This is a genomic window from Agrobacterium genomosp. 2 str. CFBP 5494 (genome assembly GCF_900013495.1).
In the GTDB taxonomy this organism is placed as follows: domain Bacteria; phylum Pseudomonadota; class Alphaproteobacteria; order Rhizobiales; family Rhizobiaceae; genus Agrobacterium; species Agrobacterium pusense.
Genome location: NZ_LT009720.1, coordinates 63,053 through 86,744, shown reverse-complemented (window position 1 = coordinate 86,744; position 23,692 = coordinate 63,053). Strand labels below are relative to the sequence as shown.

Here is a 23,692-nt window from a genome sequence, read left to right as displayed (position 1 = left end):
AACCCTGACAGGCTCCAGGCCGGTCTCGGGACCAAGCTCTATTTCTGTCCAGCGATTCTCGTCAGATCGATCCGGATGCCGGCATCGTCAGGCTTCGACGGCTCATCTTTCTCCTGGAGAGTGGCGTCGGATTCCAGATCCTCACCAGCATCGTCAACCTCCACCACTGATTTTTGCACGACCGCGCCACCGGGGTCCTCCGCCTGGAACACGCTCTCGCCCTCGAACTTTCCGGTCTGCCACGAATGGACGGCATCGTCGAAGAGCTGCGGGAAAACCTCTTCACTCGTCGGGTTGCCATACCATTTCGCGACGATGCGAAGGATCTTGGCAAACATCGTCGTGCCCATCCGAAGATTGGCGCAGGGCTCGACCAAATCGACCTTCAGTTCAGATGCATCCTTCAGGCCAATGCCCGCCGGGATCTGGGTGAGGCCCACCCGCACAACAGAACCACCGATGTTCTGGCGAATGATCTCGATCGCTTCCTCGGGCGTTTTCGGTTTGGGAACGAGGATCAGGCGGCCTCCCGGCCTCACCGTGATGGCCAGCGGATCCTCTGAGCCAACGGCCTGCACGAATTGTTCGACGATTGCCGGCTTCAGCGATGGCTCTGCACATTCCTTGATTAACGCAACGTCCAGCATGCGAGTTCCAAATCCTAAATGTTGAACGAGATGACGAGAGGCAGGTCGAACAGGCGGGCCCACGCCTCACTGCTCGCCTGCTGAATGGCAATGATCGATGTTCCTGCGGTCCACCAGCCGTTCCCGACTGCAACGATGGCGTCAGGTCGGTGAAACACCGATTGTAGAACCGGCCAGACGAGAAGCTGCTCGTAGCAGATCAGCGGCGATACACTCTGGTTGCCAACGTCAACGACGGGATTCGCGAAGAAATGTGCCCGGGCGCCGCCTTGATCGCCAACCCAGGCTCTCCATGGCTGCCACATCGAGCCGGGGACCGGCATCCGCTCCCGATAGAGAATATCGGTTCCATCAGCCGATATGCTCACGAGCACATTGTCGTAGCCTCGGCCGTCGATGACGGCCGCTCCCGCGATGACAGTGATGCCCGTTCCGGTAAGAGATCGCTGCCAGACGCGGCCAACCGTCGGCGTCCAGAAACCGAGGGCGCTCTCAGGCAGTACCACCGTCGTGCCGGGCGGGTGACGTCGGGCAATGTCAGTCAGCTCCTGTTGCCGCTTGAGGCCAGCCTCACTCCCGAGCGATGCGCCCATTTCAAGGTCGACACCTTTCCACGACGCAGGTAGGGTCGGCGACGTCCACTCAGCGGCGGACCAGAGCCAGAAGCCTGTCATGGCTATGGCTGCAGCCGGCCGATATCGCGTTGCCATGACGATCAGGCCGGCTGCCATCGCGCCCAGACCCCACCATCCCCAGCCGGGAAACAGAACGCCTGCGGCAGTGATCGAATGCGCCCATCCCAGAATGCCGAAAGGCGGGATTGCCATTACGACGCAAGCAGCCAGGTAACGGAGCGGCTTTTGCCATTCCTTTCGATCAGACCAGAGGAGCGAATGGACCGCCACGAAAGCGGAGGAAGCGACCAGCCATAGGAGAAGGCCGGGCCAGATATCCGATGAATAGAAGTTCGCCACCCCCTGCGGCAGTCCTCGCGATGCAGAGAGGAAGTAGGCAGCAGAGATCGCCGTTGCCTGCAGACGCGTCCGTGCCAAGGACCATAGCATGGGGAAGGTGGCCGCCACGGGCAAAAGAAGCACATCACCGCTCCAGCCGATCCACCCAGCGCTCGTCGATAGCGCGACGAGGACACTCGTTCGGAAAAGCTCACGGCGCATAGGTCCAGACCTCTCGCGCCAGTCCGAGGATCCCATCCATCGGCAGAGGACCGAAGTACCGACTGTCGAACGACGCCGGAAACTCGGAATGCAGGAAGACTGCGTCGGGCGGAACGACGCCCCCGCCGTAGCGCACCATCTCACGCCCCTGGCCGTCCACCCTCGCAACACGGGAGTGAGGCAGCGGCCGACCATCGACACGCACGTCATCGGCTATCTCCACCGCCTGCCCGGATGTTCCCACTACCGTCTTGATCAGTGGGGCGACCCGGCCAGGGCAGAGGCCGAAACGCAGATATCCACGCGCACGCGCCTCACCCATCGCGTCGGTGTCCGGCGGGCAAATGAAGACCAGATCGCCAACCAGGATCGAACGATCGAGTTCGACGATCCGCCAAAGCCCGAGCGGTTCGCTTGGCGTGAGATTGACCCTGAAGCCTTGCCCCCCGAGCAACAATATGAAGCCAAGTGTGAACAGGCTGATGCTGCTGATCCGATAGAACCAGACGAGCCGCTTCATGCGCCGGAGCACTTTATGTCGATGGCGCATCTTCATTTGAGGCTAAGCCCCTCAGATTTCGTCTGACGCAGTGTCTCAGCCTGCTTGAGTGCCGTCACACTGCGCTCATGGGCGTTGAGTTGCTGGACCGTCCGCATCGTATTCCAAGCCTGTTGCACCTCGCTCTTCTGGGCAGCATTCATGCCTGATGTGACGCGCTGGAACGCCTCTCCATTGGCATCCTTCGCTGCGAGTGGCAGGAACGTCCTTTCTCCGAACCGCTCGTTAACTGCCTTGGCGAAACCTTCTAATTCTGCCTTCACCATCTTATCGGCAAGCGCATATTCGAGGCCCGAGGGCAGATCATTCCTGTCGATGGCATCGCGGACGCGTTCCAGCACGCTCTTCGCATTGGACGAGAGGGCAGGGATCTCCAGCGAGACCTGCCTGCGCACCGCCAGCTCCTCGGCGTGATTTCGCCGCTCGGCATCGCCACGCTGGCGGAGATAATCGCTGATGCTGTCGGCGAGCGGCGTCACATTTTTGAGCGCCCGGTCCCGGTCGACCTTGTCGCCACGGCTGGCGAGTAGACCCGTCTTGCCCTTGAGGGCGCCGAAGGATTCAGGCTCGTTGGCAATTCTCGCGATCGTCCTCGCCGCGGTGGCCTGATCGCTCAGCATCGCATCGACATTCGCCGCCTTGAATGCCGCTTCAGGTTGCGCGTAGACATGATGGAAGCGCATCGAGACTTCTTCCCATTGCTTCTTGAGCGCGGGATCGGCGGCGAGCTTGTCCTCGACGGCCTGATCGATCGATTTCGGGAAGGTGGTGATACCGGCAACCATGGGCCTGGCCTCCTTAGCTTCGTTGGGAACTGTCCTGGTCGTCGACGTTGCGTATCCGAGCCTGACACCCATGGCAGCGAGCCGGCCGGCGAGATCGACGAGCTTCTCTTTCTGCCGCACCGTCCATTCGAGACGGTCACGGGCGACGGTCCTGGCAACGTTGACGAGGTGAAGCCCGCGCGCTTCGGCAAAGCGAAGGGCTTGGCGGTAGATGCTGCCTCCGGCATAATCGAGCGTTGTTTCCTTGGAATTCCTGCGCGACAGGATCTCGACCAGACCGCCGGCCTTGGCGAAGGATCGGCTGCCGTAATAGACGCCGAGATCCTCCCGGTGACGGGTCATCGCTACATAGGTAAGGTGACGATCGAGCGAGAGGGAGGCCAGCACCTTGACACTATCGACGGTGGCACCCTGGCTCTTGTGCACCGTGGTGGCGTAGCCGTGATCGACATTGTTGTAGAAGCGCTGCTCGACAGAAACCTGGCGACGATGTTCCCCATCGCCAATCTCGGCGATGAGCCTGCCTGCAGAGGACTCGACGACCTTGGCCAGCATACCATTCTTGACGCCAATCGAGCCCTCGTTCTTGAGGAACACGATCTGATCGCCGGCTGCGAAGCTTCTGACACCATCGGCGGTCTTGAACACGAAACCCGGCGCGATGATGCCGCGCTCGATGAGCTGTGCGCGCGCCATCTCGTTCAGCATCCGGACGTCACGGCGCAAGTGAGCGAGAATCAATGTGGACTTGGCGGGATCGTAGTCGCGGTTCCAGTCGGCGATGAGGTTTGTGACAGCATCGGCCTTCAGCTCGGAGCCGATCATCTTGCCATTCGACTGGTAGGCTGCGACCGCCTTGCCGACGTTGCCGCGCGCAAGATCGAGAGATGCGTCACGCATCCATTGTTCGCGCTGGCGATAGATCGTCTCGAGTTCGGCGTTGCCGATGCGATCGGCGATAGCGCGGAAGGCTGCACCCGCTTCGATCGGCTTTAGCTGCTCGGGATCGCCGACCAGCACAAGTTTGGCGCCGGCCTTGGTGGCGGCTTCGACGAACAAGGCCATCTGCCGCGACGACACCATGCCGGCCTCGTCGAGAACGAAAACTGTCTTGTCGTCGAGCTGCCCGCGGCCCTGGTTCCAGCGGAGTTCCCAGGACGACAGCGTGCGCGAAACGATCCCAGCTTCCTTCTCCAGGCCCTCCGCCGCCTTGCCGGCGAGTCACCACCGACGACGCGATACCCGGCCGCCTCCCAAGCCTCGCGCGCTGCTTTCATCATCGTTGTCTTGCCAGCACCCGCGCGACCGATCACGGCGGCGATCCGCTCTCCACCGGCGATATGTTCGATGGCGGCTTTCTGCTCGTCCGAAAGCTTGTCGTGGCGCGCAAATGTCGCCTCGAGCACCGGATGCCGTACGCCATGCGATGATCGCTGAGAAAGCCAGATCGACCGGTTTGCCATCTCGGCTTCGAGCCTGATCAGCTCCCGAGTTGTGTACTTTGCCGGCGCCCGCACCCCGGTCACGAAGTCCAGTCGCTCGCGATCAAGCCGGAGGGTTTCCGGGCTCTGCAGGATCCGCGCCATCAAGCTTTGGAAGAGACCTGCATCATCGATATAGCGGTGCAGAATTTTCGCGACATCTTGGCTGTCGAAGACACTTTTCTCCCGCGTGATCAGGTCAAGTACAATCTCCGGCCTGCGCTGGATCCGACGGGCGTTCTCAGCACACCGCTCTTCCTGCAGCTCCAGCCGCTCGAGCGCAGCCTTCTCCTCTGCACCCTCCGCCTTCCGCTCGATCGCCTTCGTACCGACGCCGAGATGAATGGTCGGTGTCAACTCGACGCCCTGCTTCTCGAAAGATCGTCCATCGATCCTGGTGTCGAGGCCGGCAAGCGCCAGATGCCGGTTCTGGCAAGCGAACCAGCCGTCCCGAAAACCGTTGAAGTCATCGAGGCCGCCGGCCCAAAGCTGATAGACGATCTTGCCGCTATCGTTGCGCAACACATTGCCGTCAGGGCTGGTGACCGCCACCTTCTTCGACCCGAACCCATCCTCGATCAGCGGCCGCAACGTCGTCATCAAATGGATATGCGGATTGCCCGGTGCGTCGTGGAAAACCCAGTCGGCAACCATGCCCCGAGCTGTGATGTGCCGCGCCACGAAATCCCGGACCAGTTCGATGTTCTGCTCGGCCGAGAGTTCGAGCGGGAGCGCTATGGTGACGTCCTTGGCGAGCTGCGCATCCGATCGCTTCTCGAACTCCTCGACTCGGTTCCAGAACGCTTCCGATGCCCCAGACACCGACCGATCTGCAATTATCGCGCGAAGCCATTCCGGTGCATCGGCGGGAATGACAAACTCCTCATGTAGTAGCCCCTGCTTGCGCGTGTAGTCGATCGTTCGGGCTTCCCGCTCGTAGTCCATTTTGGCGCAATGCCGGTAAGCCGCCGACAGCACGGCGCTGCGGCCGGAACCGCGCGCAACGATACTGACTGAGAAATGCGGGACGGCCACTGTCGGACAAGCTCCTGCGATCGAATGAAAACAACGCGTTCGGAAGGAGCGGGAGGCCCCGCCAGGGGGCAAAAGCAGAGCGTCGCATCAGCGACGTATAATTGCGCCCTTCGGATCCGTCCTTGCGAACGGACGGGATGATGCTCAAAAGCGTAGTCTGCGCCTACTCGCATTTCTGTTAGTAGATCGGCACGCCGATCTGAACGACTCTGACTACGTCAACCACGTCATGCAGCAACAGAGGACAATCCAGAGATGAAGAAGCCATCCTCCAAGATCCGCGAAGAAATCGCCAAACTCCAGGAGCAGCTCAAGCACGCGGAGACGAGAGAGGCCGAGCGCATCGGTCGCATTGCACTGCGGGCAGGGCTTGGCGAGATCGAAATCGAGGAGACGGAGCTTCAGGCGGCGTTCGAGGAATTGGCGAAACGCTTTCGCGGAGGCAAGCCGGGCACGAGCGGAAGGAAAGGGGCGGGCGACAGCAGCACGGGCAGCGGGCAATCCGAGACGGACGCGTCTGGCGCGGCTTCGAGCAGCGCTGGTGAGGCTTGAGCGCATGAGCAGGAACGCGACATCTGACGCCCGCAAGAAGGACACGGGGCGTGTCGCAAATTCTTCTGGTTAACTTGCTGTTGACCACGACGGTGGAAATTCCGCTCCCGATGTAGCGGAGCGTAGCCATGATTCTGAATGCCATTGTCGAGAAGCTGAAGCGCCAGTCGAAGCATGATTTCAAAGGGCGACATTTCGAGGCATGGCTCATCGTTCAGGCGGTGACCTGGTATCTGCGGTACCCGCTCAACTATAGAGATCTCGAGGAGATGTTCCGTGAGCGCGGCTTCGAGGTCGACCATAGTACAATCAACCGCTGGGTCCTCGCCTATGCACCTGTCATCGAGAAGCGCCTACGCCAGTTTCGCCGACCGCATTGTGGCTCAGTCAGGATTGACGAGACCTACGTCAATATCCGGGGCAAGTGGCGATACCTGTACCGCGCCATCGACAAGCACGGAAATCCAATCGACTTTTTGCTCACCGCCAAGCGCGATCTCGACGCTGCCAAGCGCTTCTTCCGTAAGATGCTCAAGGATGAGCCGCTGCTATCGCCGGGGAAGATCGGTACCGATGGCGCCAACACCTTCCCCACAACGATCAAGACGGCCGTCGATGATGGGCTCTTGCATCCGAACCCTGTTCACTATGTCACCAAGCATCTGCAGCAAGGCATCGAGAGCGACCACTTCCGAGTAAAGAAGAACATGCCGAAGATCGGCGGTTTCCAGTCATTCAAAACGGCGCGCCGGACGATCGCCGGGTTCGAAGCGATGTTGTGGCTGCGGAAAGGCTTCGGCTTTTCCGGCGACTGGACCGTCAACGATCAAAACGATCTGCTCGCGCGCCTCTTCGGCCTTCAAAAGGTTAACAAGGCGTAAACGCTAGGTGATTATCGGCTCAACGCGTCCTATCGCCAGATTTGCGACACGCCCGATTTTCGAGGCTCTCGTGGTATCGTCGATGATTGTAATGCTCGACGAAGGCCGCGATCTGGGCTTCCAGGTCCTCTTGGAAGAAGTAGTTTTCGAGCAGGATGCGGTTCTTCAACGTCTGGTGCCAGCGTTCGATCTTACCCTGCGTTTGCGGATGCCCCGGAGCGCCATGGACCTGAGCGATCTTGTATTTCTCCAGCCACTCGCCGAGATCGGAAGCGACGTAACACGGACCGTTGTCGGACAGTAGGCGTGGGCGGTGTTCGACCTTGACCTTGTCGCAGCCTGAGGCGGTCAGTGCCAGGTCGAGCGTATCGGTGACGTCATCGACTTTCATGCTGGTGCACAGCTTCCAGGCGATGATGTAGCGGGAATAGTCGTCGAGGATGGTCGAGAGGTAGAACCAGCCCCAGCCGATGACCTTCAGGTAGGTGAAGTCGGTCTGCCACATCTCGTTCGGCCGCGTGGTCTTGTCCTTGAACTCGTCATTGGCCTTGATGACGATATAGGCTGGCGAGGTGATCAGGTCGTGGGCCTTGAGCAGGCGATAGACCGAAGCTTCTGACACAAAATAGCGTTCCGTGTCGGTGAACTTCACGGCCAGCTCGCGCGGTGACAGATCGGCATGGTCGAGCGCCATGGTGATGATACGGTCACGGACATCGTCGGGAATGCGGTTCCAGACCCGTGACGGCGCGGACGTTCGGTCTTCAAGGCCTTCTACGCCGTGGGTCAGGAACCGATCATACCAGCGATAGAAGGTCGGCCTTGGGATACCGAGCTTGTCGAGGGTCTGCTTGGCAGGCAGGTGGGATTCGTCCACCAGTCGGATAATCTCGAGCTTTTCCGTGGCGGGATATCTCATTCTTAGTCGCCCCCATCCGCAATCATGCTTTTTTTAAGCAGGCGGTTTTCCAGGGTGAGGTCAGCCAGCGCCTCTTTCAGGTCGCGGCTTTCACGGCGCAGCGCCTTGACCTCGTCACTGGTCGCCGAGCGAGCGGTATCGCCCGCGAGCCGCTTCTTGCCCGCTTCGAGGAATTCCTTTGACCAGCTATAATACAGGCTCTCGGCGATCCCTTCGCGGCGGCAAATCGCGGCGATGCTGTCTTCGCCACGCAGACCTTCCAGCACAATGCGGATCTTCTCCTCCGACGAATGGTGCTTGCGCGTGGCGCGGCGGATGTCCTTGATGGTCTTCTCGGCCGCCGATGTCTGCGGCCCGGTTTTCTGTCTCATCTTCGCTTCCTTTGATAGAGCTACGATGAGCCGAAAATCCTCTCTTCTCAATTAAAACACTTCTGTCTCAAGGGCGCTGATCCGGGACAAGCCTCACTGACAAATCCAGCGGCTCGAGCTGCCCCGTTTGTTACACTCAGTATTGGCGTCGGCGCCGTAAATCCACGCGATGCCGAAATCTCGGCTGATGAACTACAAAAAATGGCGGACGCTCGTCTTTATCTGGCCAAGGAAGGGGGCAGGAATCGCGTGGTTACGGACCAACCGGAATGACGATAGGACCGAGCCAAAATGATAATAGATCCCTCATTGCGGCGCGCGGGTTCCTAATCCAGCTAGATTGCAGCGCCCGTCGAACACCTTCGCTGATGAGCCCTCGCGGGCTACAAACGTTCTCCCAAGTTCAATCAGTTATTGGGGTGCGTCGTGGACCAACAGACACGTCCTAATCCTCTAGCTCTTGAAGAGATTCGAACCGTTGACCGCCCCATTTTTAGAACATCGGGTCATGAGTTTTGTCAAAAAACAATCACTGCTGGCCAATTAATGAGCGTTCGGACACTCGGCGCACTGCGTCCACTTTCTTTGCAGTACCTAAATACACCTAATGACACGGCAGCGCTACCGGCTCACCCCGTTGAGGGTTTGCACGCGATCTGGTTTCACTTGCCTACCAACCAAGCCGGGCCGAGATTTTGCTGGATGCATCTTTAAGCAGGACGATAAAACGGTCGACATCACTTCTTTGGGTGCGAAATGCCGGCGCTCCGACATTGACGGCGGCAATCACCGACCCGTCGAACGCGAGAACAGGCACCGATACCGAAACGAGCTGTTCACTGACCTCCCCGAAACTGACGCAGAATCCCTGGCGTTTGATCTTTTCCAGTTCGGAAATCAGCTTTGTGCGGTCAGTGATCGTCCTTTTGGTCAATTTCGGCAAAACCTCAGGTATCATCTGTTGCTGAACCTGGGGGTGAAGATAAGCAAGAAGCACCTTGTAGGATCCCGCCGTAAGCGGCCTTCGACGCCCGATCATCGCCTGCACGCGCAGATCACGCATCGGTTCGAATTTGGCGATGCACAACGATTCCCCATTATCAATGATGCGCAACTGGGTGGTCTCGTTCGCCTTCTGGCCCAGTTCTTCAAGAATGGGGTTGGCGATGCGCACCAGATCGACCTGCGTCGATGCGGCAGTTCCAAGCACGATTGCTGTCGTGCCAAGCCGATAAGTGCCATTGTCACTTTTCCGAACCAGCCCGCGCCGTTCCATTGTGCGTAACATTCGCAAAATTCTCGGCTTGGTCTCCCCGATGTTACGGGCAATCTCCGTCAGTCTGATGTCTGGGTTTTTCGCCACGTTGAGAAGCACGTCAATACAGACATCAACAGACTGTATAATATTGTTTTTTTCACTTTGATCGTCATCCATTTTTCGAAATAACCCCACCCTTTGGTCGCTTGATAAACAGCGTCAAAAATTGTTACGGCAGCCGTAACACACTTGTTTTCTGTTTGACACACTCGTTTGCCACGCTTTACCAATTTTGCTCACGAGTGGACGGGAACCCACTCGCTCTGGCCTTGCGAAGGTCGGCTTCGGAACGCAAAACTGGGATTGAACACAATGGTCGCAACGACTTTCAAGAGGGCAGCGGTTGCGCTGCTCGGCACAATTGCTATTCCCGCAATGGTAGCGGCGCAGGAGGCACCACTCACGATCGGCATGTCGACAACTCCGACAACCCTCGATCCGCATGAGGACAGTTCCGCACCGAACAACGCGACCTCGCGACATATCTGGGACAGTCTTATCAATCTCACCGGCACATCGTCCAACGCGCCGGAACTTGCTACGGAATGGAAAGCTGTCGACCCGACACATTGGGAATTCAAGCTTCGTGACGGCGTAAAATTTCACGATGGCAGCGAGTTCAATGCCGACGATGTCGTCGCCTCTCTTTTGCGGGCGCGAGACAAGCCGAGCCAGGGGTTTGCATCTTACACCCGCAATATTGCCAATGTCACAGCCAAGGATCCGTTGACTGTCGTCATTGAAACGAAGGTTCCAGACCCGCTCATTCTTAATTCCGTCAGCCGCATTCGCATCATCAGTGCTGACTGTAAGGATGCGCCCGTAACAGATTTCGACAACGGCAAATGCGCAATTGGCACGGGCGCCTATTCTTTCGTTTCCTACCAGCCTGGCAGCAATCTGACCGTCAAGCGCAACGATAGTTACTTTGCCGGTCCCTCGCACTGGTCGAATGTCACACTGCGCTTCCTTCCTGACGATGGCGCACGTCTGGCGTCTCTCCTATCCAACGAAATCGACATCATCGAAACCCTGCCGGCCGACGGCATGGCCCGTGTCGAATCCAGTGAAAAGCTTCAGGTCGTCAATGGTCAGTCGTCGCGTTTCGTCTACATGGGTATTGACGTGAGCCGCGACGCCTCGCCCTTCGTCAAGGCGTCCAACGGCTCCGACCTCGACAAGAACCCCTTAAAGGACATACGTGTTCGCAAGGCCATGCTGATGGCGATCAATCGCCCGGCAATTGTCGATCGCGTCATGCAAAAGAACGGTACGGTTGCAGATCAGTTCGTGGCTGATGGCTATGCTGGTCACTCGAGCAAGGTTGAAGCGATCAAATACGATCCGGCGGCAGCCAAGGCGCTTCTGGCCGAGGCAGGATATCCTGATGGTTTCAGCCTCACACTGCATGGCCCGTCTGGTCGCTACGTGAAGGATGCAGAAGTATTGCAGGCCGTTGGGCAAATGTTTACCCGCATCGGCATCAAGACCAAAGTAGAAGTCATGCCCTGGTCGATGTACTCCGAGGCCTATTCCAAGGGTACCTATAGCGTCTATCTCGGCTCCTGGGGTGTCAACACGGGTGAGACTACCAACCCGACTGTTGCCCTCGTCGCAAGCCGTGACGAAAAGAAGGGGACGGGCCGCTACAACGGTGGAGGCGTATCGGACGCGAAGATCGACGACGTGCTCGCCAAGGCAAGCTCTACCCTCGATGAGGCAGAGCGCAAGCCGCTCCTCGAAGAACTTTCAGTACAGACGTTCGATAACCTCTGGCTTCTGCCCATGCATTACGAAAATGTCGTGCTCGGCGCCAAGAAGACGGTTTCCTATAAGCCGCGCGGCGACAAATACACGCTCGCCTACGAAGTACAGCCGGCGAACTGATCCGACAAAAAAGGGGTCGCCTTTTAGCGGCCCCGCCATCATATCCCCAGGAGACATTCATGCAGGAACTTGGAACGGGCGAAGCCATCGCTCGGGCGAAGGCTATCTATGACTTCGGCTCAACGGCAATCTTTGCCTCAAAGGTCGACCCCCGCCTTCATATGGTTCTTTACGTCCCGCCGACGGCTGCAGATGGGCGAAAGCTCGATCTGCTCGTTGCAATCCATGGAACCGGCCGCACCTCGGCCCTCGATTTCCGTGACGGATTTGCCGAATTTGGCCTTTACAACGACTGCGCCATCCTATGTCCGATCTTTCCTGTCGGCGTGTTTGGAGACGGGGCCCGCTCGGGCTACAAATTCCTGGAAGAAGGCGACATCCGCTACGACCAGGTGGTCATCGCCATGGTCGAGGAGATGGCCGAAAAGTATCGGCAGGACTGGTCGAAATTTGCAATTTTCGGGTTTTCCGGCGGCGGCCATTTCACCCACCGCTTTGCGATCCTGCACCCGGAAAAACTCTGGGCAGCCTCAATCGGCGCACCGGGTTCCGTAACGCTTCTTGATCCGAACCGCGACTGGTGGGTCGGCATCCGCGATCTTGAAACGCGGTTTGGCAAAGCTTTCCACCCAAAAGAATTCGCAAAGGTGCCTGTGCAGATGGTCGTCGGCGATGCCGATCTGGAAACCTGGGAAATTACCCACAAGCCGGGCGGCAAATATTACATGGAAGGCGCAAATGATGCCGGCAGCACTCGCCCAGAGCGGCTCGCCTCGCTTGCCATATCGTTTCGCGATGCGGGCGTTGATGTAACCTTCGACACCGTCAAGGGCGTATCCCATGACCGTATTAAGGTGCTCGGCCACGTCAAGGCCTTCCTGGCCAGGGTTTTGAAGGATCGCCGCGCAAAATGAGAAACGCAACCATCGTAGCGCCCCAGCCTGAAGCAGTTGAAGCAGGCGCAGAAGTCCTCGAACGCGGAGGCAATGCAATAGACGCAGCGCTTGCCTGTGCCTTCGTGCAAGGTGTCGTAGACCCGCAAATGGCCGGCATTGGCGGCTTCGGGTCGATGCATGTCTACATGCCGAAAAAAGGCGTGCACGAGATTCTCGAATTTTATGCACGAGCATCGCTCAAGGCGATGCCCGACATGTGGCTGGACAAGATCCTGCACCAGAGCCGAGACGGTTTCGGCTATGTACTCGAGGGTAATATCTCCGACATCGGTTATCATGCCGTCTGCACGCCGGGATCCCTCAAAGGATACGAGACGGCCCTTCGCGACTATGGCACCTTTGACTGGGCAGACTTGATCAAGCCCGCCGTCAAGCTCGCCCGCGATGGCTTCATGATCCGAAGCCACATGCACTGGTACTGGTCGAAGGACCAGTCGGGCGACGGTTTTGCCAACACGCTCGACAAGTTACGGTTTTCCAAGACCGGCCGGAGGGTGTATTTCAACGAGGACGGCTCGCTGAAAAATGTGGGCGAAATGCTCGTCAACCGCGATATGGGGAACACGCTCGAGAGGATTGCCAAAAGTGGCGGCTCCGACATTTTCTATCACGGCGAATTGGCCGAGCAGATCGCAGCCGATTTCGAGGCAAATGGCGGACTGATAGACCAGGAGGATCTCGCCCGCTACGAACTTTCGCGTGTCGCACCCCTCTGGGGTTCGTATCGTGGCAACCACATCGCTACGTCGCCCCCCCCAGGCTCCGGCTTCCCGATGCTTGAACTCCTCCACATCATGGAACAGTTCGACGTCGCAAAGATGCAGCATAGCAGCGCAGAACACGTCCGCATCCTGTTCGAAGCCATGAAACGCATGACAATCGATAAGGACGCGCATATGGGAGACCCGCTCTATGTGGATGTCCCTTACGAAAATCTTCTTTCCGAAAACCACGCACAGGCGCTGGCTTGTTCGATCAAAGCGGGTGACGTCGCCAATGTCGACCGGCTTGACCGCTCACAGCGTGATACAACGCATATTTCGGTTATCGACAAGGATGGCAACGCGGTGGCGATGACCCACACGCTTGGCAGTCCCTCCGGCGCCATCACCGACGGACTGGGCTTCATGTATAATGGCACGATGAGCCGCTTCAACCCGGTTCCCGGCAAGCCCGGCTCGATTGCGCCCGGCAAACGCCGCCCAAGCTCAGCGGCACCCACCATCGTCTTCAAGGATGGGAAACCGAACATCGTCATCGGCGCGCCAGGCGGCAGCTATATAGCGCCGGCCGTGGCGCAGTGCCTCATGAACATGATCGATTTCGACATGACCGTTCTCGAAGCCGTCTCAGCCCCGCGGATCGTCGGCGTATCGAACACGATCGACATCAGCAACCGCATCCGCCACTCTGTCGAGGACGAACTGAAAGCGCAGGGCTACAATGTGGCAAGGTCTCCACAGACCTATGCCTTCGCCGCGGTTCACGCAATCAAGGTTGAAGATGGCACGTCGAAAGGCGCTGCCGATCCACAGCGGGACGGCATGGCGATCTCCGTCGCGTAGGGAAAGGTTCCATGATCACTTCCATCATCAGACGATTAATACAGGCGCTATTCGTTATCGTGGCGATGACAGTTATCGTCTTCATCGGCGTCAACGTAATCGGCAATCCGGTCGATATCCTGATCAATCCGGATGCCAATCAGGTAGAGCGTGCGCGGGTTATCGCACATTACGGGCTCGATCAGCCGCTGTGGAAGCAATATCTGGTTTTTCTGCAGGGATTGCTGCACGGAGATTTCGGCGACAGCTTCGTTTACGGTCGCCCTGCTCTCGGCCTCATCCTCGAGAGACTGCCAGCGACGCTGGAGCTCGCGGTCACCGCGTTGAGCATTGCGATCATCGTCGGTTTGCCACTTGGTCTTTATGCGGGCCTTTACCCGAACAGAGTGTCCTCCAAACTGATTATGACCGGGTCGATCCTCGGCTTCTCCCTGCCAACGTTCTGGGTCGGACTGATGCTGATCATGGTCTTTTCCGTCGAGCTTGGTTGGCTTCCGACAAATGGGCGCGGCCCAACCGTGGAACTTTTAGGAGGGCAATGGTCATTCCTGACCAGCGAGGGGCTCCGCCATCTGCTTTTGCCCGCATTTAACCTCGCCCTATTCAAGACATCGCTGATCATGCGTCTTACCCGTGCCGGAGTTCAGGAGGTCCTACCCCAGGATTACGTGAAGTTTGCACGTGCCAAGGGGCTTCGCGAACGCCGTGTTATTGCTGTCCATGTGCTGAAAAATCTGATGATTCCCGTTGTTACCATTATAGGACTGGAATTCGGGTCGCTCATCGCCTTTTCAGTTGTCACCGAAAGCATCTTCGCATGGCCCGGCATGGGCAAGCTGATCATCGATTCCATCAACCTCCTCGATCGTCCCGTCATTGTCGCCTACCTGATGATGATGGTCCTGCTTTTCGTCGTGCTGAACTTCATCATCGACGTCTGTTACACCATTCTGGACCCACGGATCCGGTTGGACGCAAAGGCTTGATCCATGTCACAACAAAATACTCAGGACAGCACCACCCTGGATGCGGGTCCAAGCCGTCTTGCCAAGGGGGTTTCGGATTTCTTCCGGTCGCCGGCAGCTGCTGTCGGCTTCGTAACGCTCGTTATCATCTGTTGCCTGGCGCTCCTGGCGCCCTGGATTTCCCCGCAAAACCCCTACGACCTCATGCAACTCGACATCATGGACGGACGCCTGCCGCCGGGATCCGAGGCGATGAGTGGGCTCGTTTATCACCTCGGTACAGACAGCCAGGGTCGCGACATTCTGTCAGGCATACTCTACGGTCTTCGCACCTCGTTACTGGTCGGTGTCTTATCGGCCTTTGCCGCTGCGATCATCGGCACCACTGCGGGTCTGTTTGCTGCCTACATGGGCAAGCGCACTGAAACGGTCATCATGCGCCTGGTTGACCTCCAACTGTCCTTTCCAACGATCCTGATGGCACTTATGATGCTGGCAATCCTCGGCAAGGGTGTTACCAACGTCGTTATCGCTCTTATCATTGCCGAATGGGCGACCTACGCCCGCACCGTGCGCGGCACGGCTCTCGTCGAACGCGAGAAGGAATACATTGAGGCGGCGCGCATGCTACGTCTACCCGGCTGGCGTATCCTGTTTAGACATTTGCTGCCCAACTGTCTCGCACCCGTCATCGTCATTGCAACCATGCAGGTGGCACGCGCGATAGGGCTCGAAGCTACACTGTCCTTCCTTGGTCTCGGCGCATCCGTGACTGAGCCATCGCTGGGTATGCTGATCTCCACGGGTTATCAGTACCTTCTGACAGGCCTCTACTGGATCAGCTTTTTCCCAGGCATCGCACTGCTTGTAACCATCGTGGCGATCAATCTCGTCGGCGACCGGCTCCGCGATGTCCTCAACCCGAGGAACGTGTCATGACCGCCTTGCTCAAAGTCGAAAACCTTATCACTGAATTTGGTGGTGGCAGAGGAATGTCTGGGCTGCGCGCTGTCAACGACGTGTCCTTTAGTCTGGAACGAGGAAGAGTGCTCGGTTTCGTCGGAGAGTCCGGTTCGGGCAAGTCTGTGACCGGCTTCTCAATCATGCGGCTTCTTGAAAAGCCGGGTCGTGTCGCAGGCGGGCGCATCATCTTTGATGGCAGGGATATCGCCAACTGTTCCGATGAAGAAATGCGCCAGTTGCGCGGCAAGCGTATCGCCATGGTTTTTCAGGACCCGATGATGACGCTGAACCCGGTTTTGACTGTCGGCACACAGATGGTAGAAGCCGTTCGGGCGCACGACAGGGTGTCAAAGGACGAGGCACGCCAGCGATCACGCGATGCACTCGCACTCGTCGGCATTCCAAGCCCGGAGGAACGCCTCAGCGCCTACCCGCACCAGTTCTCCGGCGGCATGCGTCAGCGCGTTGCCATTGCAATCGCATTGTTGCACAAACCGGATCTCATCATCGCAGACGAGCCGACAACTGCTCTCGACGTGACGATCCAGAGCCAGATCATTTCGGAATTCCAGCGGCTGACCGAGGAAGCCAACACCGCCGTGATATGGATTACCCATGATCTGGCGATAGTTTCCCGGCTCGCCGATGACATAGCGGTCATGTATGCGGGCCGCCTCGTCGAGACCGGCCCGGTCACCAAGGTCCTGACAGACCCGTACCACCCTTACACCGCCGGGTTGATCGCATCGGTACCTTCTCAGAACCGGCGCGGCGAACTATTGCACCAAATCAGGGGAATGACCCCGGCAATCAATCGCCTGCCTCGGGGCTGCAGCTTTCGCACTCGCTGCGATCGCACCACGGAAGGCTGTCTCGTCATGCCGCTACTTGTTCCTGACGAGGATCGTTCCTTCCGCTGTATTCATCCCGTATCGAAAGCGACTGCATGATGACGGCAACAAACACGCCCACGATCAACGCGTCCACCGACGCCTCTACGGCCAGTTCTCCCCTGATCGAAGCCCGCAATGTCTCGCAACGTTTCGGCCCTAAGCCAGACCTCGCCGCGAAGATCGCGCTCAAGCTGAAGCTCGCCAAACCTGCGCCAATCGTTCACGCTCTAGATGATGTCAGCGTGACAATTCGAAACGGCGAGGTTGTCGGTCTTGTCGGGGAGAGCGGCTGCGGCAAGTCAACGTTAGGCAGAGTTATTGCCGGCATCACTCCGCCGAGTGACGGCCAGGTGCTCTGGAAAGGCGTTGATCGGAACACCATGCGCGCGGGAGAGCGTCATGACCTTGGCCTTGCAACCCAGATGATCTTTCAAAACCCGATGGCAGCGCTCAATCCCCGCATGACTGTCGAGGAGCTTCTCTGGGAAGCACCAAAAGCCCATGGCCTTGCGCCTTCATCCGAACGCAACGCTTACGTAGACAAGTACCTGACACTCGCCGGCTTCGATCCGGCAATGAAAAAACGTTATCCCCACCAGTTTTCCGGCGGACAGCGGCAACGTGTCAACATAGCACGGGCACTCGCCGTACAGCCGCGGTTTCTTGTCTGCGACGAAAGTGTTGCAGCACTTGACGTTTCAATTCAGGCGCAGGTCATCAACCTTTTCATGGAGTTGCGCGACAAGCTGGATCTGACCTATCTCTTTGTCAGCCATGACCTTGGCGTCGTCGAACACATCTCCGACCGGGTCGCGATCATGTATCTCGGCCGGATTGTAGAAGAGGCGCCGGTCGAGGAAATTTTCAGGCGTGCCAATCACCCCTACACACAGGCGTTGCTTTCCGAAGTACCACGCATCGAACCGGGGAAACGCCGTTTCAAGCCTGTGGAAGGCGAATTGCCAAGCCCGCTCAACCCGCCGAAGGGCTGCCACTTCCATCCCCGCTGCCCATTCGCGATGGATCGCTGTCGCATCGAAGCACCGGTGAAGAAGCAGGTCGCACCGGGACACCTTGCTGCCTGCCATCTTAACGATCAATGACTGAGGGAGCAAAACCGAAAACCGCTTGGTGGTAGAAGCTCTTGATGAGATACGAATCTGTGATCCGCGATAGGTCTGGTGGCAATGGACCGCTCGTGGGCATAGATTATAGCACCAATTGGTGCTATAATCGTATCAAAATTTGGGAGCTACCTATGCGATCTACTATCAGTCTTGACGACAAGCTCATGGAACGTGCCAAGTCCCTCACAGGCACAAAGGAAACGGCGGCTCTGGTGCGTCAAGCACTCGAGACTTTGGTACGAGTCGAATCCGGCAAACGGCTCATTGCTCTTGGCGGCACTATGCCCGAGGCCGAAGTAGCGCCTCGCCGCCGGAGCGAAGTGAGCAAGTGATCCTTGTCGATAGCTCAATCTGGATTGATCATTTTCGACACGGCGACTCGGAGCTGATCAAAATCATCGGAGATGATCAGTTGCTTTGCCACCCGTTCGTTGTCGGCGAACTGGCTCTGGGTAGTCTGCGAGATCGGGATGCGGTACTAGCGTTTCTTGCAGCTCAGCGTGAGGCAGTTGTCGCGACACATGCAGAGGTGATGACCGTCATTGACCGCTATTCGGTATTCAGCATGGGAATCGGCTATACTGATGCCCATCTGTTGACTTCAACCCTCCTCGATCAACGATCAAGCTTGTGGACGAGGGATAAACGCCTCGCGGCTGCGGCTCAGAAGGTTGGCGCGGCGCTTTATCCTTCCGCGACTATTCCTCACTAGACATCCGGCGAGGAGCTCTGGGGCGCTGATAGCTGATGCTCTTGAAGGGATTCGAACCTTCGACCCGTGCATCCGTCTAAATGAAGGCCTTGATTACAAATGATAAAAAGCTTCGCTTGCCAACATGGTCAATGTTCGTAATATGTTCTGAGTCTGGTCGTCGGGAACCTTGTTGGACGGTTCGATTTTGATGGAAGATTACCTGCTCGACGTCACCAACCCGCGCCGTGCCCAGTAAGGAAATATTGTAGCTTTCATCGCACGATCCCAGTGTGGATGACCTCCGCCACCGCCTTATATTGCCGCCCGGTTTTGTATTAGGATGGCTCAACGAAGAGAGAATGACCGTGTCGAACGCCAAGCAAATCCTTGCCATGTTGCGAAGTCGCGCTGAGGGCGACGACGACTTGTTTTTCTCGATTGCTCTCCAGATTGCCGCATCCGAGGCTCGTCAGGGACACAAGACCACGGCTGATGAAATGCGAGCCGAGGTTGACAAAGCCCGGGCCCGCAAATCCCGAGGAGCAAGTGTTGCCATTCCTCTCGGGGCGCCTCGAGGCGACCTCGAAGGACTTCTCGAGCTTCGCGAGCCGCGCTTCAAGCTAAAGGACATGGTTTTGGCGCCGGGATTGCTCGACAGTCTCGAGGATATGATCCGGCAGCAGAGGAAGCGTGACTGGCTGCGGGAACATGGCCGCACTCCTAATCGTCGGGTTTTGTTCGTCGGGCCGCCTGGTTCGGGCAAGACGATGTCCTCTGAAGCGCTGGCCGGCGAGCTCAATCTTCCATATTACGTGATCCGGCTGGAAGGACTTATCACACGCTATATGGGTGAGACCGCAGCAAAGCTCAGGCTAGTTTTCGACGAAACCGCAAAGCGCCGCGGCGTCTACCTCTTTGACGAATTCGACGCGGTTGGCGCGCATAGAACGTCGACGAACGATGTCGCCGAGATGCGCCGAGTCCTCAACTCATTCCTGCAGTTCATGGAAGAGGGCAATTCGACAGACAGCCTCATTGTTTGTTCGACCAATCACCCCTCGCTTCTCGATCGAGCGCTGTTGCGTCGATACGATCTCGTCCTCGAGTTTGAAGCGCCGACGGCCGACCAGATCAAGCAAATCATCGTCAACAACCTCAAGCCGATGTCATCAGCCAGGCTCGGCTGGACGAAAATCGTCAAGGCAGCCGACGGTCTCAGCCAATCCGAAATCGTCCGCGCGGCCGATGATGCAGTCAAAACCGCGATCCTTGACGAACGGAGGACGATTGCAACTGAGGACGTCGTGCAACGTCTTAACCAGCGTCGGGAGATGCGCGATGCTTTCCTCGATGAGAAGCGTGTACACTGACCGATGGCAGGCCGATTCACGCTTCCGCACATTGATGTTTCGGCGCTCCATACCGCAAGCCCCTATACCGGCACAGGAAGCGGTGGTTCAAGCGTCCCGCGCATCCGTGCGGAGCATGGACGCAAACTCAGCCACGAACTGGATGTCGCGCTCGCCGCAATTACTGAACTCAGGGGTGCAGATCCTAGACTGGAACCTGCCGCAGGCGGATACATCGAAGTTGAATTGCGGGCCGGCGCAAGTGCCGACGTTTTAGAATGGAAGAAGCAGGGCATACGCCCAGGGGCGACTAAGGACCGCGACAACGTGCGCACGGTGGCGCTCTATGTTCCGGATAATGCGCGAGAAGCCATCCAGCAGATCCTCGATGATTATCTGTCAGGTCCCCTCTCCCCGAAGGGAAATCCCCCGAATGCCAGTCGCGTAGAGAAAATCGAGGAGATCAGGCGCGCACGCCTTGAAGTCTTCTGGACCGACGACCCTAGTGCTCTGCCCGACAACCCTCAGCATCTGATGTGGTGGGCTATCTGGGCGCATCGCGATAATGAAGCGGCCGTTGAGGACGTTTGCCGCCGGCTCTCTCTGCGTGCCGCCTCCGCCGATCGCCGGCTGTATTTCCCGGAGGCGGTTGTGATCCCCATTCTCGCGCGCCGCGCAGCGATCGAGTTGATGACCTTCGCAACCGGGGTCGTCAGCGAGCTTCGACGCGCGAGCGACAATCCGGTGTTCTTCCTTGAAGACGCCCAGGAAAGCCAAAACGAATGGGTCGACGATCTCGCCGGACGTATCATATGGCCTGGAAACGAGGTACCTGCCGTCTGCGTCTTGGATACGGGAGTCAATCGCGGCCACTCGCTGATCGAGCCGGCCCTGGCTGCAGCCGACCAGCACGCAATCGACCGTGACTGGGGCGTCGATGATCATCATAGCCACGGCACGGCTATGGCAGGCTTGGCCCTGCACGGGGATTTGACGGCCGCACTATCCGATCGGTCCGAGCGACGGCTGAACCATCGGCTGGAATCGGTGAAGCTCTTGCCGCCGCAGGATATGGACCCGAACGATCCGCACTCCTACGGCGTGATCACCCAGACCGCGGTATCGCTGGCGGAGATCGCGGCACCCGAGAGAAGCCGAATATTCTGTATGGCGGTGACTAACGACAATGTTTCCGGTGCCCGCCCATCAACTTGGAGCGCTGCGATCGACCAAGCCGCGGCCGGCACGATGAATGGAGACGACGACGAAGCTCCGAAGAGGTTATTCGTCATTTCTGCCGGCAATGTCCCAGCCGAGATTGAATACGCTCGGATTTCCCGGCAGGACGATTACCCGGCCGAAGATCCGAGTCAGGCTTGGAACGTCATCACCGTTGGCGGATACACCGATCTCAATCAGATCTCCGACGTGGGCTACGAAGATTGGTCATGCCTTGCCGGCCCCGGAGAACTCAGCCCTTACAGCCGCACGAGCGTCAATTGGGCTCACGCCCGCGCGCCAATTAAGCCGGAAGTCGTCCTGGAGGCCGGTAATCGCGCACTCAGCCCGGCCCGCCGAGAAGTTCTCAGCCTAGATTCGCTATCACTTCTAACCACATCGCCGACAACCGGCGCAAACGCCGTTACCGCGTTTCAGGCGACTAGCGCTGCGACCGCACAAGCCGCGCGCATGGTCGCAAAGCTCACGGCCGAGCACCCAAACTATTGGCCGGAAACCATCAGGGCGCTTGTCATTCATAGCGCCGAATGGACCGAACCAATGCTTGAGCAGCTGAACAGTCCTGCGGGAAAGAAGGACCGGTACCCGCTGATGAGGCGGTTCGGCTATGGGGTACCTGATTTCGACCGGGCGTCGGCTTCGGCGCAGGACCATCTGGCGCTGGTCGCTCAGGCCGCTATCCAGCCGTTTCGTCTGAAAGGTCAGCGAGAATTCAACGAGTGCCACTATTACCAACTCCCGCTTCCAGCTGCGATCTTGGAGGATCTGCAGAACGCCGTAGTCGAGCTCAAGGTCACGCTGTCGTACTTCGTGGATCCCAATCCAGGGTTCTCGGCCAATGTCGATCCACAGCGCTACCAGTCCTTCGGGCTGCGCTTCGACCTACAGCGCCGAGGCGAGCTTGCCGAACGCTTCAAGCAGCGGGTCAATGCCGCAGAGCGCGAGGGTGGTGCGCGGGCACCAATTCATGCCGACGACGCCAGATGGATGTTTGGCCCGGGCAGTATTTCGGCAGGCTCCCTGCACTGCGACGTCTGGTCAGGGCCCGCAATCGAGCTGTTGAGCCGTGAGCTGCTGTGTGTGAAGCCAGTTGTAGGTTGGTGGCGCAATCGAGCCGCCAAGGATATCGTCAATCGTAAGACACGCTATTCGTTGGTCGTGACTTTGAAAGCTCCAGGAGTCGAGATTGACCTCTACACTGGCGTAATCGCCGCGAAGTCTCGCATTGAGACGACGATTGCAGCCGAAACAGATATCCTGGTCTAGTTTCGGCATCATTGACACCTGGGATGAGGCAAAGCACTTCGCCCGTTCGGTCCGAATAATGCGCTGATCATCTTATCGCGTGAAACCTATGGTTCATCGATCATATCGAAATTGTTCCTGACTTGGCGCGTTCAATAGGAGGCCATTTGATAGTTCGAAATTGGATAAGGCATTTCCTGCCATACTCGGGCTCTACGCGCGTAGCCCATCCAATTTTTCCACGAACTATATGAAACATTCCACCTATAGAGGTCTTATTGGCTTGCGCATGGGTAGCCGGGCCATGATCATCTGAAGTCAGATAATGGAGGTGCTGGCGCAGATCGTCTTTGAACTCCTTCGTAAGACGAGGTCTTTGGCCATCCACAAGCATTCCCAAAACAATCCTCCGCGTTCCTGGGCCACGGATATGGGTCTTCCGTAGGTTCGGCCGAAATCCCGCGGCATTGAGTTCAGTAAGGACTTTCCGCTTAAATCGCTTTATTGATTCGAAGTCATGAGGCTTTCGAGCTGAGAACGTTAGATCATCGGCATAGCGAGTATAGGATGTGCCTTCCGAGCTTGCCAACTCCTGAAGTTTTTCGTCTAAGGCGAGCATTGCCAAATTAGACAACATTGGGCTTGTCGGAGCTCCCTGCGGGAGAAAGCCCTCATATCTTGATTGGTAAGCAGGGATGGCAGGCCATCGACGTTCAGAGAGGCCCTCCGGGAGCTCCATGCCTTGCGCTGTAACGGTGGTAAGGCGGGCCAACTCGAAGGAAACAAGGTCCGAAAAGCCAAGATCACGGAATATGCGAGTAATCTTGCCCTCAGTTACTCTGTTGAAAAAATCCTGAATATCAACTTTCAAAAGATAGTCACAGCCGCAGTGAGGTTTCGCTGCAAACTCCGGACGTGACTTTGGATGGTAGGCGTAGCTAGCTGGATGCGACCGCGTATGGCGCAGGATATTCCTCACAATCCAATCTTGTACGGTCTTTAGTTCTTCATTCGGCACGCAAATCAACCGATATCGAGTGCGACCCGGTACGTTTTTTCTCAAAGAAAAAACGCGATACTTTTTCC

The 23,692-nt window shown here is 57.8% G+C and carries 18 protein-coding genes and 2 pseudogenes; 13 read left to right on the top strand and 7 right to left on the bottom strand.

Annotated elements, in window-relative coordinates:
* Window positions 1-38: 38 nt before the first annotated feature.
* From AGR2A_RS24840 to traA, 4 genes and pseudogenes are all read right to left on the bottom strand, one after another.
* Entirely contained in the window at window positions 39-647 is a 609-nt protein-coding gene (locus tag AGR2A_RS24840) for a TraH family protein (protein WP_072492728.1), read from the bottom strand.
* A gap of 14 nt (window positions 648-661) precedes the next feature.
* Window positions 662-1,822 carry a conjugal transfer protein TraB gene (locus AGR2A_RS24835; protein WP_072492727.1) on the bottom strand — a complete coding sequence of 387 codons (1,161 nt, stop codon included), beginning with the start codon at window positions 1,820-1,822 and terminating at the stop codon, window positions 662-664.
* Window positions 1,812-2,372: a conjugative transfer signal peptidase TraF gene (gene traF, locus AGR2A_RS24830; protein ID WP_107327846.1), complete on the bottom strand. Its 561-nt coding sequence runs from the start codon at window positions 2,370-2,372 to the stop codon at window positions 1,812-1,814. Before traF ends, AGR2A_RS24835 begins: the two co-directional genes overlap by 11 nt.
* Window positions 2,373-2,374: 2 nt before the next feature.
* Window positions 2,375-5,682 (bottom strand): annotated as a pseudogene (gene traA, locus AGR2A_RS24825) (Ti-type conjugative transfer relaxase TraA).
* Between the two features lie 255 nt (window positions 5,683-5,937).
* On the opposite strand from traA, the gene traC reads away from it, so the two are divergent.
* Window positions 5,938-6,234, top strand: a complete 297-nt coding sequence (gene traC, locus AGR2A_RS24820) for a conjugal transfer protein TraC (protein ID WP_072492725.1) — start codon at window positions 5,938-5,940, stop codon at window positions 6,232-6,234.
* A 128-nt stretch (window positions 6,235-6,362) separates the two neighbouring features.
* Entirely contained in the window at window positions 6,363-7,115 is a 753-nt protein-coding gene (locus AGR2A_RS24815) for an IS6 family transposase (RefSeq protein ID WP_080823481.1), read from the top strand.
* A gap of 55 nt (window positions 7,116-7,170) precedes the next feature.
* Here AGR2A_RS24815 and AGR2A_RS24810 read toward each other — a convergent pair.
* Window positions 7,171-8,405 (bottom strand): annotated as a pseudogene (locus AGR2A_RS24810) (IS3 family transposase); the annotation flags it as partial.
* 670 nt (window positions 8,406-9,075) lie between these two features.
* A complete protein-coding gene (locus tag AGR2A_RS24805; RefSeq protein ID WP_072495272.1) occupies window positions 9,076-9,840 on the bottom strand; it encodes an IclR family transcriptional regulator in 765 nt (254 codons plus the stop codon).
* A 195-nt stretch (window positions 9,841-10,035) separates the two neighbouring features.
* Here AGR2A_RS24805 and AGR2A_RS24800 point away from each other — a divergent pair, with 195 nt between their 5' ends.
* From AGR2A_RS24800 to AGR2A_RS24750, 11 genes are all read left to right on the top strand, one after another.
* Window positions 10,036-11,610, top strand: a complete 1,575-nt coding sequence (locus AGR2A_RS24800; RefSeq protein WP_072495271.1) for an ABC transporter substrate-binding protein — start codon at window positions 10,036-10,038, stop codon at window positions 11,608-11,610.
* A 59-nt stretch (window positions 11,611-11,669) separates the two neighbouring features.
* Entirely contained in the window at window positions 11,670-12,524 is an 855-nt protein-coding gene (locus tag AGR2A_RS24795) for a hydrolase (RefSeq protein ID WP_072495270.1), read from the top strand.
* On the top strand, window positions 12,521-14,131 hold the full coding sequence (gene ggt / locus AGR2A_RS24790; protein WP_072495269.1) for a gamma-glutamyltransferase: 1,611 nt from the start codon (window positions 12,521-12,523) through the stop codon (window positions 14,129-14,131). The genes AGR2A_RS24795 and ggt overlap by 4 nt, the downstream gene beginning before the upstream one ends.
* Before the next feature lie 11 nt (window positions 14,132-14,142).
* On the top strand, window positions 14,143-15,117 hold the full coding sequence (locus AGR2A_RS24785) for an ABC transporter permease (protein WP_072495268.1): 975 nt from the start codon (window positions 14,143-14,145) through the stop codon (window positions 15,115-15,117).
* A gap of 3 nt (window positions 15,118-15,120) precedes the next feature.
* A complete protein-coding gene (locus AGR2A_RS24780) occupies window positions 15,121-16,035 on the top strand; it encodes an ABC transporter permease (protein WP_037094887.1) in 915 nt (304 codons plus the stop codon).
* Complete coding sequence (locus AGR2A_RS24775) at window positions 16,032-17,009, top strand: ABC transporter ATP-binding protein (RefSeq protein ID WP_072495267.1); 978 nt, start codon at window positions 16,032-16,034, stop codon at window positions 17,007-17,009. The genes AGR2A_RS24780 and AGR2A_RS24775 overlap by 4 nt, the downstream gene beginning before the upstream one ends.
* Window positions 17,009-18,055 (top strand): ABC transporter ATP-binding protein, encoded by a 1,047-nt coding sequence (locus AGR2A_RS24770; RefSeq protein ID WP_052114357.1) that lies wholly within the window; start codon window positions 17,009-17,011, stop codon window positions 18,053-18,055. The genes AGR2A_RS24775 and AGR2A_RS24770 overlap by 1 nt, the downstream gene beginning before the upstream one ends.
* A 155-nt stretch (window positions 18,056-18,210) precedes the next feature.
* Complete coding sequence (locus AGR2A_RS24765; RefSeq protein WP_037094899.1) at window positions 18,211-18,411, top strand: type II toxin-antitoxin system VapB family antitoxin; 201 nt, start codon at window positions 18,211-18,213, stop codon at window positions 18,409-18,411.
* Window positions 18,408-18,791 carry a type II toxin-antitoxin system VapC family toxin gene (locus tag AGR2A_RS24760; protein ID WP_072495266.1) on the top strand — a complete coding sequence of 128 codons (384 nt, stop codon included), beginning with the start codon at window positions 18,408-18,410 and terminating at the stop codon, window positions 18,789-18,791. The genes AGR2A_RS24765 and AGR2A_RS24760 overlap by 4 nt, the downstream gene beginning before the upstream one ends.
* A 341-nt stretch (window positions 18,792-19,132) precedes the next feature.
* Window positions 19,133-20,143, top strand: coding sequence for an AAA family ATPase (locus tag AGR2A_RS24755; protein ID WP_072495265.1), 1,011 nt, complete (start codon window positions 19,133-19,135; stop codon window positions 20,141-20,143).
* Window positions 20,144-20,146: 3 nt separating this feature from the next.
* Complete coding sequence (locus AGR2A_RS24750) at window positions 20,147-22,627, top strand: S8 family peptidase (protein WP_072495264.1); 2,481 nt, start codon at window positions 20,147-20,149, stop codon at window positions 22,625-22,627.
* Window positions 22,628-22,727: 100 nt separating this feature from the next.
* Here AGR2A_RS24750 and AGR2A_RS24745 read toward each other — a convergent pair.
* The coding region (locus AGR2A_RS24745; protein ID WP_167378247.1) for a reverse transcriptase family protein at window positions 22,728-23,692 on the bottom strand (965 nt) is incomplete at its 5' end.